This is a genomic window from Proteus sp. G2673 (assembly GCF_009915125.1).
In the GTDB taxonomy this organism is placed as follows: Bacteria; Pseudomonadota; Gammaproteobacteria; order Enterobacterales; family Enterobacteriaceae; genus Proteus; species Proteus penneri.
In genome coordinates this window covers 69,560-81,818 of the sequence record NZ_JAABLT010000007.1, presented here as the reverse complement: position 1 = coordinate 81,818, position 12,259 = coordinate 69,560, and the positions used below count along the sequence as shown (strand labels likewise).

11 protein-coding genes are annotated in these 12,259 nt (G+C 35.7%); 2 read left to right on the top strand and 9 right to left on the bottom strand.

The genetic code is table 11. The features are described 5' to 3' along the window. Positions 1 to 40: 40 nt before the first annotated feature. A complete protein-coding gene (locus tag GWI59_RS03230) occupies positions 41 to 1,363 on the bottom strand; it encodes an NgoFVII family restriction endonuclease (protein ID WP_161723959.1) in 1,323 nt (440 codons plus the stop codon). Positions 1,364 to 1,603: 240 nt separating this feature from the next. On the opposite strand from GWI59_RS03230, the gene GWI59_RS03225 reads away from it, so the two are divergent. Both GWI59_RS03225 and GWI59_RS03220 read left to right on the top strand, forming a co-directional pair. Continuing rightward, positions 1,604 to 2,104: a hypothetical protein gene (locus GWI59_RS03225; protein ID WP_161723956.1), complete on the top strand. Its 501-nt coding sequence runs from the start codon at positions 1,604 to 1,606 to the stop codon at positions 2,102 to 2,104. A 189-nt stretch (positions 2,105 to 2,293) separates the two neighbouring features. After that, a complete protein-coding gene (locus tag GWI59_RS03220; protein WP_161723954.1) occupies positions 2,294 to 3,247 on the top strand; it encodes a DNA cytosine methyltransferase in 954 nt (317 codons plus the stop codon). A 121-nt stretch (positions 3,248 to 3,368) separates the two neighbouring features. Here GWI59_RS03220 and GWI59_RS03215 read toward each other — a convergent pair whose 3' ends face one another. The 8 genes from GWI59_RS03215 to GWI59_RS03180 all read right to left on the bottom strand — a co-directional run bounded on the left by GWI59_RS03215 (position 3,369) and on the right by GWI59_RS03180 (position 12,083). Beyond that, complete coding sequence (locus GWI59_RS03215) at positions 3,369 to 5,348, bottom strand: acyltransferase family protein (RefSeq protein ID WP_161723952.1); 1,980 nt, start codon at positions 5,346 to 5,348, stop codon at positions 3,369 to 3,371. 101 nt (positions 5,349 to 5,449) lie between these two features. Then, positions 5,450 to 6,166, bottom strand: a complete 717-nt coding sequence (locus GWI59_RS03210; RefSeq protein ID WP_161723950.1) for a hypothetical protein — start codon at positions 6,164 to 6,166, stop codon at positions 5,450 to 5,452. 179 nt (positions 6,167 to 6,345) lie between these two features. Next, on the bottom strand, positions 6,346 to 7,236 hold the full coding sequence (locus GWI59_RS03205; RefSeq protein ID WP_072064991.1) for a dihydrodipicolinate synthase family protein: 891 nt from the start codon (positions 7,234 to 7,236) through the stop codon (positions 6,346 to 6,348). A gap of 175 nt (positions 7,237 to 7,411) precedes the next feature. Continuing rightward, a complete protein-coding gene (locus GWI59_RS03200; protein ID WP_006534458.1) occupies positions 7,412 to 8,299 on the bottom strand; it encodes a MurR/RpiR family transcriptional regulator in 888 nt (295 codons plus the stop codon). A 190-nt stretch (positions 8,300 to 8,489) separates the two neighbouring features. Further along, positions 8,490 to 8,963: an N-acetylneuraminate anomerase gene (nanQ, locus tag GWI59_RS03195; protein ID WP_109399172.1), complete on the bottom strand. Its 474-nt coding sequence runs from the start codon at positions 8,961 to 8,963 to the stop codon at positions 8,490 to 8,492. 13 nt (positions 8,964 to 8,976) lie between these two features. Further along, positions 8,977 to 10,467, bottom strand: coding sequence for a sodium:solute symporter (locus GWI59_RS03190; RefSeq protein WP_006534456.1), 1,491 nt, complete (start codon positions 10,465 to 10,467; stop codon positions 8,977 to 8,979). A 51-nt stretch (positions 10,468 to 10,518) separates the two neighbouring features. Continuing rightward, complete coding sequence (gene nanK / locus GWI59_RS03185; protein ID WP_072064995.1) at positions 10,519 to 11,388, bottom strand: N-acetylmannosamine kinase; 870 nt, start codon at positions 11,386 to 11,388, stop codon at positions 10,519 to 10,521. Beyond that, a complete protein-coding gene (locus GWI59_RS03180) occupies positions 11,385 to 12,083 on the bottom strand; it encodes an N-acetylmannosamine-6-phosphate 2-epimerase (RefSeq protein WP_072064997.1) in 699 nt (232 codons plus the stop codon). Before GWI59_RS03180 ends, nanK begins: the two co-directional genes overlap by 4 nt. Positions 12,084 to 12,259 lie beyond the last annotated feature (176 nt).

Here is a 12,259-nt window from a genome sequence, read left to right as displayed (position 1 = left end):
TCGATTTAAAGTATTTCTACAAAATTAGAAATATTAATGATTATTCTTCAATCAAATCATCTCTAAATTTGGGTTTTTGCTTAATATCATCACAATTTTCAATTTGTATTTTTAACCCTAATTTCCATTGCTCAAAAGCATAGGTATCAGCAAGATCAATTTTAAATTTAGTATCACTCACTTTTGTGATTTTAACTGAATCTACACCTAACTCATTTAACATATCCAATGTCAGCAATTCTCTGGCTTCTAAACCAAAAACATCATGTAATATCCATTTCCCTAAAATAGATTGAGGATTAGTTTGTAGCCCTTTTCCATTGTCTTGTGTCACAATAGCTGTGATTACTCGATCATCTGGTAATTGTAACTCAAATCCTTTAGATGCATTTCTTTCTTCTTTATCTAAGGCATTAAACCCAAAAAAATGAGGAAATATATGATGGATCCAGATAGGGATCGGAATATAAGCTTCAAAGTCTGGACGAGGTTTATTTGAGCCTTTAGTTTTAGGTGCTGCATTCCATGCATTAAAACCTGATTTTTCTTCTACTTTCATTGAAGAGTCTGAATAAATAGGTAGATAAATCGTTTCTTTCGGATCTTCTATTTTTTCTTTTATAGGGGCTAATTTACTTACCGATGAATTAGTTACATGTATATATGACAATAAATCAAAAGGATCTTTATATTGTGTAATAGGAATTTTAGTTACAATTGATTCTTTAGAAGCATCAAATTCTTGCAATAAGACACTTTTACTCACATAAAACTTATATTTTTTATTTTTGTCCTTAAAATTAAAAACACCTTTATTATCATTAACAGAAATTATTTTAATTGAATCTAAATCAATTAAATCATAATTACATTCAACAATATTCATCACATTACTGTCTCTCGTAATATTATGATATATAGTATATGTTGTGTTATATGTACGCTGATCAAGCTGAATTCGTTTATTTCGTAATAAAGCCACTTTCTTAACAACATCAAGTGGCGTACCTTTATCGATTAAAGGCCTAATTTCTGTCGGCGCCACTTTATTAAATTCTGCAACTTTTTGAAAAGTCTTATCTCTTGAATGTATCCATGTTTTTAAACCAACACCAATTCGATTTTTCCCTATCTTAGCGATAGCATCAAACGCGGAATCTTTACGTGTTAGGTCTTCTACATCAAAAACTCGAGCAAAAAGTTGTTCATGATTTCGATAATATAGATAAGGTTTATCTGCACTACTTCCGGCTTCTGTATCCTTAAAAAGGCCAGATAATGCACCAAAAATCTCTAAAAATTTAATATATTCATCTCTTTTATCTTGAGGAAATGAAGACCATAAATCTATATTTTTTGCCATATTTACCTAAAACCTTTTAGAAAATTATCATAAAAAACGTATTAACTTATCATATAAACAACACAAGATATTAATACTACCTCACAAAAAAAATCATTAAGTTTTAAATTACAACATTGAAAAAAATAAAGATATTTATAATTATAAATATAAAAAAATAAAATAAAAAAACTTGAATAAAAAAAGAGGGTAACTAATCTATAGTTTACTTTAAAATAAAATATATTAAGGAATTAAAAAATGACTTTTATTTATTTACCTCTTTATTCTGACAGAGATAATACCGTACATCCTAAATCAGGACTTAATGCATGGAATGCATCATCTAAAAACCCTAACTCACCTAATCCAAAACCAAGACCTGCAGATGAAGTTTATATTCCTATCCCTAAATGGGTTCATGAACATTTTCCCTATTTCTTTGGTTTTGATGCATTAGATCCTACACAACAAAATGCATCTTCAAATGGTTTTTACCTACACTCTCCCATTGGAAGATGGGACGCTATTGTTACCCAAGAAAATAGTAAAGGACTTGAAACCAATCCTCAATCTGATTTAGGTTATTGGCTTTTACGGGATATTCTTAAATTGCCTTATAATACGGAATTAACTATGGATATATTAAATAGAAAAGAAATTGATTCAGTAAAGATAACTAAAATAGATAATTCTAATTTTAGAATTGAAATCGCGCCATTTAATGCATTTAGAAATTGGAAAAATACCCTCTCTAGCTAATAAATTTACCCTAGAAAAACTCTAGGGTTTTCATCGCTAGTTCTTAATATTTTTTCATTTGGTTATTTCTTTTTTAGGCCATTATCTAAATAATTCAATGTTATTACCCCAAACCATTAACAGTTGCTGCTTTTTGCTTAAGAGTTCTGTAGAATACTCTTTCGAATTTAGTGATTTGGGATATTATTTATGAAGTGTGCGTCATTTTTTGCGGGTGTTGGTGGTATTGATATAGGCTTTGAAAAAGCAGGTTTTGATACAGTTTATGCTAATGAACTGGATAAATTTGCGGTTACGACCTTAAAAGAAAATTTTGACTTTATCATTGACCATCGAGACATCAGAGATGTAAAAACAAATGAGATCCCTGATTTTGATATCATGTTGGGTGGTTTTCCATGCCAAGCATTTTCAGTCGCAGGTTACCGCCAAGGCTTTGATGATGAAAAAGGCCGTGGTAATTTATTCTTTGAATTAGAACGGATTTTTGCCGAAAAACAACCACCTGTTATCTTTCTAGAAAACGTTAAAAATTTAGTTTCCCATGATAAAGGTAACACCTTTAAAGTGATTTTAGATTCACTTCATAAACACGGCTATCACGTTTCTCATCAAGTATTAAACGCCTCTGAGTATGGCAATATTCCACAAAACCGAGAGCGTATTTATATTGTATGTTTCAAAGATGAGCAAGCTCATAAACGCTTTGTTTTTCCAGAAAAAACACCATTAACTAAACGTATCTCAGATTTATTAGAAGATGAAAGTACAATAGAACCACGCTATTTTTATACCGCTAAAACTCCTTTCTTTGACCAACTTGTTGAAGATGTGGTTGATGCCGAAACGCTCTACCAATGGCGTAGAAAATATGTAAGAGCCAATAAAAATAACCTTTGCCCTACATTAACAGCCAATATGGGGACAGGTGGCCATAACGTCCCCTTACTTAACGTTCAAAAGAAATCAAACACCATCAGAAAGCTCACACCAAGAGAGTGTTTTAATTTTCAAGGTTACCCAGCTGACTATAAATTACCCAAAGATATGAGTAATGCTAATTTATATAAGCAAGCTGGAAATAGTGTTGTAGTGCCAGTTATTGAACGGATCGCACAGCAGATAAAATTAGCGCTAGGATAAAATGTAATAGTTTTGAAATTTAAATCCCAAATCTCAATTTTCTAAGCCTATTATCCTGATCATAAAAAAGCCCGATAAAACATTTATTTTATCGGGCTTTGTCTTAACAGAGATCTATTTACTATTCTTTATTTTTTAATGGATTAGCAAAGCGTTCTAGGTACATCATGCCAAAAATTGTTGAAGCATAGTCTGTAATATGCCCGACATCACGATAAACTGGCACACCTTCTATGTCGGTTAAACAGACATTTTTATCGCACTGCACATCTTTGGGATCGATGATAATTAAAGTTGGATAGTCCTTTTTTAATTTAGCAAATAATTGATTCATCCATGTATTCCCCTCACCTTTGTAGTTTTTGGGGTTACAGTTATTATCTGCAAAATCTTTTCTTAATTTTGCATTTTCATAAAAACAGGTCATAAAACCACTTGGCATTGAATTAACTGTTTTAATAAAAACAGGTTTAGCACCCGTGGCAATAATAATATCAAGTGCTTCACGCATCGCTTTTTCAACACGTTTACGAGACGCTTCGACGGTTCTAACATCACCTAATTTATTAATGACATGATTTGACGCGTAATTATTCCAAACTTGCCCAAATATGACATAATCAAAGTGGTTATTCTTGATAAGTTGATAATATTTCGCTGTTTGATCGTAACAACGTTGATAAACTGTATTTTTATGATTAGACCAGTCATAAAGATAAATATTAGGAAGTGTAATACACGATGACGTTGCTTGTGCATATACATCTAACTTGGCGTCTTTACCTAATATATCCATAAAGCCCCAATAATGATTCGCATGAGAATCACCCAATAAAAATGCTTTTCTCTGACTTCCCACTTCACCAATATGGCACATTTTATCTGGATCAGAAGCTTCAAAATTCATACATTTCGTTCGATTAGGATAATCAAACTGATTCAATTTAGCTTCTAAATTAACGTAGTTTTGCCCAAGCCTTGCTCCAATACCTTGGTATTTTTCATTTAGTAAATTTAGCCCCAAAGCAAATAAAATAGGAACAATCAACAAAAATATGATGGAGTATTTAAAAGCTACCCGCTTTCTTCTAAATGGTTTTTCAATAAGAAAATAAGAAGCAATTGAGAGCAATAACGTTAATGCTAACAGCGATCCTTTTTGCAGTTCTGTATTAAATACACCGATATAACGTGCAACGGCAAATAATGGCCAATGCCATAAATACAATGAGTAAGATAATAACCCAACGATCACGATCGGTTTTAATGAAAGTGTTTCTTCAATAATACTTCCATGCTGTCCGGTATAAATAATTAATGCAGCACCAAGACAAACATACAACGTATTAAGGTTCGGGTAACCAGCAATAATATCGTTTTTAAATGCAATCCAAAGAATAACACCTAACGCAATTAAGCTAATGACATCATTTATTCTGCGGTTAGGTTTTATCTTTGTTGGGAAATAGGCGACACATGCCCCTAGCATGAATTCAAAGATACGCGTACTAAAGTAATAATAATTTTTCGGTTGGTCTTTTTGATAAAAAAATACCAACAAAAAAGAAACTATCGCAATAAATACAACAGGATAAAAATTATTTATTTTTTCTTTATGATTTATTTTATGTAGAAAATAAAGTACAAAAGGCAAGAAAAGATACCATTGCCACTCTACCGCCAAAGACCATGTATGCAATAACGGTAAAAAGAGTGCATCTTGTGCTGCATAGCTGGTTGTTGCTCTCGCAAAATATTTATTAGAGAGAAAGGCTGAGGCGTATTTTTCGCTATTTGTAATATCAAGATAATCACTAGGGAGATAAAACAGTCCGGATATCACTAAAACCGCAATCAGAACAACAAGGTAAAGAGGTTGTAATCGCCATAATCGACGATTATAAAAATCACGAAATGAAAAATCACCTTGTGATAATGACGTTTTAATTATCAGCGAGATCAAAAAACCAGAGATCACAAAGAAAATATCGACGCCAATAAACCCTGAAGGAATTAAACGATTATCTAAATGGAAAAAGATAACCAAAATAACAGCGACCGCTCTTAAACCATCTACATCTGCCCGATATTTTACATTCATAACTCAAACAAATAACCCAAATAAAAAGAATCGCTGGATTATATACCAATTAGCTATTTCGCTTTAGTCACAAAAAGAAGAAGACTATTTAATATTGACTATTAATAACACCTAAATGGCCATAACTGATTAAATTCCATCGTTAAACCTATCTGTACTTCAGTTGAAAGTGAACCCTTGCTCACTACAAATTTAGGGTGTCGAATAACAATAGGAGTATTAATCGCATTATGTATTAATGATGATCGGTTTTGCTCTAATTCATCATAAAGCTTCTTCATTTCTGCTGATGACGTATTCTCACTTAATCGCCCAAGCGTAATATGAATAATATTTTTATGAAGAGTGTTATCAATAGGGATCTGCTGATAAATCTGCTGCCTGAAGCGTGTTAATTCCTCGGAGATACCCGTTAATATCAAGCTACCATTGGATGTTAGGATAACGTTTTTAAATAAAATTTTGATACTTTTTATTTGATTAAAGATTTTTGCAATCTCATGACACCATGCCAATAATACAGGTCGTTGCAGTTTAAACTGTTCATTTTGTTGATTAAAAATCGTTAATAACGTGGAATGAAATTCTTGTGGCTGAGCAAATTCAATAAATGGAAATTTAAGCTTAAGCTGTTCACAATAAGCCATTAGCTTCTGGCTAAAGGGAATAAAGCTTTCTTCAATTTCAGGCTGACAAATTATTAATTGCCCAGCATTTAAGCTGACATCAATAATATCTTCATCATTAACTTGTCGTTGCCAAGCGTCACCTGTTGCCAATTTTTTGAGTGTTGCTTGTGTCAGGAATTCATATGCCATCCGCGCACCTTAATTAAGAATAAAATAATAACTCATACTTTGGTTTGAGTGACATTTAAAATCAAGCTTTAGAAAGAAGAATAAAAAAGTGGCTTTCTTCTGAAAGCCACAGTCACATCAAAGGGGGAGATGTTGAAAGATGGGTCTATCTACAAAGAACTCAATCAAAGTCAAATCGATTACAGAAAATTAGCCGCTTTAAACTTCGCGAGTGCATCAGCTTTTTGTTCTGCTGTCATTGGGCGTAACGGACGACGGGGATCACCCACATCAATGCCATGCAATTGCATTGCCACTTTTCCTGCTGCAACACCACCGTATTCGACTAATACACGAATAATCGCAATCACTTTATCCATGCAAGCAGTAACACCTTCATGATCACCAGTTTTAAATTTTTCAATAATTTCAAGATATAATGGCGCAGCATAATTATATGTACTGCCGACAGCGCTTAATGCACCACAAGCTAATCCTGCAGGAATAAATTCATCAACACCAAATGGAACATCGTACTTTCCGCCATCTACGCGTAAGCAACGCTGGAATTCATACATATCAGGAGAATTAAATTTCATACCAGATAAATTAGGTATTACTTTACCCGCTACTTGTAGGAATTTTTCCATATCAATACTTAAGCCTGACATGGTGGAGTGATAATAGTAAAAACCTTTAGATGGCGCGCTAGCAGCAGCCAAACGACAATATTCAACAAGATCATCAACATTGCCGGGTTTAAAGAAACAAGGGCCAATAACGGATGTTGCTTTAATATCTAAAGTTTCGGCATGGCGGGCAAGTTCTAGCGTATCAGCAATACTTAATGCACCGGTATGAATAATAAGATCAAGCTTGCCCTGACTTGCCTTAACCCAGCGTTCAGCCACTTTCTTACGTTCTTCAACAGAACAATGAATACCTTCGCCTGTTGTTCCTAATACGTAAGCACCTGTCACACCACTTGTAATCAGGTGTTTTGCTATCTCATCAATGACAGGATAATTAACGCTACCATCTGTTGCAAAAGGCGTATGAGGTGCGGCAATCAGTCCAGAGAGTTTGTTCATGATAACTTCCTTTGGAGGTTAATTTCTTTTGTATTAATCTTATGGAGCTTAACTCTATATTAGGGAGCAATACTTCAGAACGCAATAACGAAATGAGCATTAAAGGAAGAGAAAAATGAAAGTGTGATCTTTAGCCAATTTTCACTAAAAACCACACAATAATGTAGAGATAAACTTATGCGGAATGAGTCTGTTTTAGTGCATTCAATGTTCGTAATTTTTGCTCTTTAACCATGTCAGGTTGAGCTTGGACTAATAGTGTATAAAGAAGATCTAATACAAAGAGTTGTGCTGTTTTTGTACCAATAGAGTCACCTTGCAGTTTCCCTTGTCGGTTACCATTAATTAAATGGTGATCAGCATACTCCATAATTTGTGAGCCTAAATTATGCGTCAATGCAATCGTGCTGGCTCCTGCTTCTTTAGCCAATTTAAGTGCATGAACAGTTTCTGGAGAATTGCCTGAGTGGCTAATTCCAATCGCCACATCACCGGGTTTTAATAATGAAGCTTGCATATACATAAAGTGATTATTTGTCACAGCATCAACACGATAACCAATTCGCATCAGTTTATTTTTTAAATCTTCTGCGGTAATTCCTGAAGAGCCAACACCACAAATAAAAATATAGTTTGCAGATAATAAAGCATTTACAGCACCTTGAACTTGCTTCATATCGAGCAGATTCAATGTCTCTGATAGTACGTTATTAATCGTTGCTTGAAGTTTTAAACCAATAGTATGGATATCGTCTTGATGGGTTACTTCTGCATCAAGAATAGGTGACTCGTCATTATCAGAGGTCGCCATTTCAATCGCCAAATCCATTTTAAAATCTTGAAACCCTTTATAACCCAATGTACGGCAAAAGCGCACAACAGTCGCTTCACCCGCTTTTGTCGCTTGTGAAAGTTGAGCAATAGAGAGCTGAGTGACTTCTGTAGGATGGAACAGGATATAGTCTGCAATACGCTGTGATACTCGCGTTAGACTATTTTTCATTGCGCCTAGCGTATCAAGTATTTTACCCGGCTTTAATCGGGTCGTTGCCTGTTCTGTCATGGAGATTATCCTTGGTTGCAGAAGATACACGGGAAAAAAATTCTGCCAACAAGAGTACCAATTCCAACAGGTTAAAAAAAGCCTTGCACATACAATAATGTGATAATAAAAAACGCTTTATTCCTTAATATCATCAGAATACAACTTACTGATACATCAGAAATAAAGCGCTTAATAAAGACCGTAATTGCTAGTCAGTTAATGTGGTGACATCTAGCTTAACAACCACTTTCTTCAGTACATTTACACTCTTTTCAGCCGAAATTCCCGGTTTATGTGGTTCATAAGGCATAAAAACAGCAAACATGTTTGGTGTAAGCGTTAAAGTTTGTTGACCTATTATTGTATCAGTGAGTTGATAATCATCAGTCTCATTATAAGGTGTCACATCTTGAGCTGAACCCTGTATACCAAAATCAATGATCTCTTCGCCACTAAGCAATATTTGAATATCAATATAACGCTGATGCAACTCAGCTCGCTTCTGTTCACGAGGCTGAGTTTCAAACGTCATCACATTCATAAACAGCGTTTCGTCATCAATTTTATAACTACCCGGAGCAAGTGAAGCGGGATCTAGTGCTAATGCTTTTTCCATCGCGTGACGTAACGCGGGATTCATTTCTGGCATTGTAGCCAAATCTGATATGTGTCCAAATATCATAGATTATTCCCTATTAGTTTCCTGATGTTTCGTTCTCATCTAATGAAATTTGTTTTGCTGATGCGAAAAGCGGTGCTGTAACTGTGCCTGCAATAACAACAGACATTGCACCAATCACTCCATAGAAGAAGAAATTGAGATCACTGCCATAACGCGCGGCTAATACTGCAATAATACTGACAATGATCCCAACAATGGCACTACCTGCATTCGCGCGTTTAACAAAAATACCCAGCATAAACAAACCCGTCATTGGGCCACCCATTAAACCAATCAGACTATTAAAGGCATCCCAAATTTCAGATTCATCAGATAAAACTAACCAGATTGCTGCCAAGCTACTGAAGACGCCAGCAACAATAATGACTAACCTTGCGACTTTCATTTTTTGTTCGGCACTGCGCTCAGATTTACTTAAACGAGTATAAATATCAGAGTTAAAACAACTTGAAATACTGTTTAAGCTACTCGAAATACTGGATTGAGCCGCAGCAAAAATAGCGGCAATAATTAATCCTGCAATACCAACGGGCATTTCAGTCACAATAAACAGAGGCAAAATCCCTCCCGTATTAAAGCCTTCAGGTAAGAAATTAGGATTCTGTTTGTAATACACAAACAAGGCAGATCCAATAGCAAAGAAGAAGATAGGAATAATGGCAACTAATTTCGCATTCGTTATCAGTGTACGTTTTGTTTCTTCAATGGAATCTGTCACAATATAACGCTGCACCACATCCTGGCTTGCAGTAAACTGTTGAATATTAGCGAATAAAAAACCGATCATCAAAACAGGGATGGTGCTATCAGTCCAACTCCAACGAAATTGAGTCGTAGGAAAAAATTTATCGGCTTGTGATGTTGCAGTGAAAATTTCACTAATTCCGCCATCAACTTTAAAGCAGATCATAATAAAAATAAGAACTGCACCACCTGAAAGTAATAACCCTTGAATAACGTCTGTCCAAATAACCCCTTCAATTCCGCCCATCCATGTATAAATAATACAAAGCAAGCTAATCAGTACAATTAAGACAACAGGATCGATACCCATAAAAGGACGTAAAGCAAGTACAGTTAAATAAGTAATAATGGCAATCCGACCAATATGGAATAACATAAATGAAAGGCTGGCAAATAAACGACTGCGTACATCAAAACGTGCTTCTAAATATTCATAAGCCGAAGTGATTTTTAATTTTCTAAAGAAAGGAATATAAAAATAAAAAACTAAAGGCAAAATAGCGATAGCCAAGTATTGCCCGATAATAAAAGTCCAATCAGAGGTATAGGCTTTTGCTGGGATCGACATAAAAGTAATGGAACTTAAAGTCGTCGCAAAGACAGAAACTCCTGCCGCCCAACCTGGAACGCGACCTCCTCCACGAAAATAATCATCCGCTGTTTTTTGGCGTTTAGAGAAATAAACACCCACGAGTAACATTGCTGCCAAATAACCAAACAGCACTGCATAGTTAATAAAACCAAAATCATGTAATTGCATTTTTTAGTCCTGCCATATGTAGGGTAAAAGGTAAGTTTTACGACAGTTTTTTTATTGCTCTCTAGCCCAAAGGACAGCGCCCCAGAGCCCGGCATCATGATGATAGTGAGCCGATAATATCGGCACTTGTAATGCAACTGGTTGCTTTATCTGGGCAGCTTGAACGAGTTCGATATATCCCTTAGCTAGCCCGACACTTCCCCCAAGAACAACACAATCAGCATCCGTTGTTGCTTTAATATCGGTCACCAAATTTGCAATGGTGTTTGCTGAACGTTCAATAATTGATTTTGCTTGTGAGTTTCCCTGATGAAAGGCAGCAAAAATCGCTTTTGCATCTTTTCCAGCAAGTTCCTCTGTCGCTTGCGACGCAATTGCACGGCCAGAAGCAATTGCTTCAACACAACCATAGCGACCGCAACCACAAAGTGGACCATGAGGATCAGCAAGCGTGTGACCTAAATGACCTGCAATACCTCTTTTTCCTGTAAAGAGTTGTCCTTGTTGAATTACGCCACCACCCACACCTGTGGATACAGTGATAAATGCCATATCAGAAATAGTTTCACGACGATGATCATACTCAGCCCATGTAGCTGCTTGAGCATCGTTGAGTAGCCAACAAGGCAATCCTGTGAGTGCAAAGAGTGTTTCTTTTAAAGGAAAATCTTTTAGCCCACCTAAATTATCAGGATTTAATGCGGTCAAAATGCCATTACAAATAATTCCTGTTGATGCAACAGCAACACTATCTGCATAGCTTTTTAGTGGTGTAGTAATAGCAACTAAGGCTTCATAAAGTTGCGTTGGTGATGCACTTGCTGGTGTGGCTATCTGAGTATGTTGTGTCAATTCGTTATCTCGACTAATTAGTGCTGCCGAGATTTTTGTTCCTCCAATATCAATGGCTAATGTATTCATTTATCTAACTCCTGCTGCCACTTTAATGCCTGAGTAAACCAATCACAGACATGCTCAAGACGCGTTAATGCAGAACCTACTGTGACAGCCCAAGCACCAGCTTGCATTCCTCTTGCGGCTATCATTGGTGTGTTATAACGCCCTTCAGCAATCACTCGACATCCTTTTTCAGCCAATGCGGTAACCAGCTGCAAATCAGGTAATTTCGGTATTTCGCCACCGGTATAACCCGACATCGTTGAACCAATAAATTCAGTGCCTAACTCTTGGCAATACATGCCTTCATCAAAAGTGGCACAATCTGCCATCGCTAATTTTCCTAGGCGATGAATATGGGCTAATAGCGTTTTCACTGGCACAGGACGTACACGATCAGTACCATCAAAAGCAATAATATCGGCACCCGCTTTAGCCAAGTCATCAACATCACTAAGCCACGGAGTGATCCTCACAGGGCTATCAGGTAAATCTCGCTTCACAATGCCAATAATCGGCACATCAATAAGAGGACGAGTTGCTCTTAAATTATCAATTCCCTCAATACGCACAGCAATTGCTCCTGCATTTACCGCTGCTTGAGCCATTGCAGCAACAATTTCTGGCTTATCCATTGGGCTATTATCAACAGGCTGGCAAGACACAATTAGTCCACCTTTTTGTTGAATATCTTTAGTCATCTTTTCAATTAGCGCCATTTTGAACTCACTGCTCTCTTTTTTTGAAATGTAACTCCAAATTATAGTATTTTACGGAGTTTAATTTCTCAATCAAAAAAACAGTAAATTGTGAAGAAGATCAAACAATAACCAAAATCACACAACTCACTGATAAATAAATAGAATAAAAAACAGAATGATGTTTACACCACTCT

Coding starts and splice junctions, on each gene's coding strand:
- GWI59_RS03225 (WP_161723956.1), top strand. CDS start 1,604: ATGACTTTTATTTATTTACCTCTTTATTCTGACAGAGATAATACCGTA.
- GWI59_RS03200 (WP_006534458.1), bottom strand. CDS start 8,299: ATGACAGAACAGGCAACGACCCGATTAAAGCCGGGTAAAATACTTGAT.
- nanQ (WP_109399172.1), bottom strand. CDS start 8,963: ATGATATTTGGACACATATCAGATTTGGCTACAATGCCAGAAATGAAT.
- GWI59_RS03180 (WP_072064997.1), bottom strand. CDS start 12,083: ATGGCGCTAATTGAAAAGATGACTAAAGATATTCAACAAAAAGGTGGA.
- GWI59_RS03205 (WP_072064991.1), bottom strand. CDS start 7,236: ATGAACAAACTCTCTGGACTGATTGCCGCACCTCATACGCCTTTTGCA.
- GWI59_RS03190 (WP_006534456.1), bottom strand. CDS start 10,467: ATGCAATTACATGATTTTGGTTTTATTAACTATGCAGTGCTGTTTGGT.
- GWI59_RS03220 (WP_161723954.1), top strand. CDS start 2,294: ATGAAGTGTGCGTCATTTTTTGCGGGTGTTGGTGGTATTGATATAGGC.
- nanK (WP_072064995.1), bottom strand. CDS start 11,388: ATGAATACATTAGCCATTGATATTGGAGGAACAAAAATCTCGGCAGCA.
- GWI59_RS03210 (WP_161723950.1), bottom strand. CDS start 6,166: ATGGCATATGAATTCCTGACACAAGCAACACTCAAAAAATTGGCAACA.
- GWI59_RS03215 (WP_161723952.1), bottom strand. CDS start 5,348: ATGAATGTAAAATATCGGGCAGATGTAGATGGTTTAAGAGCGGTCGCT.
- GWI59_RS03230 (WP_161723959.1), bottom strand. CDS start 1,363: ATGGCAAAAAATATAGATTTATGGTCTTCATTTCCTCAAGATAAAAGA.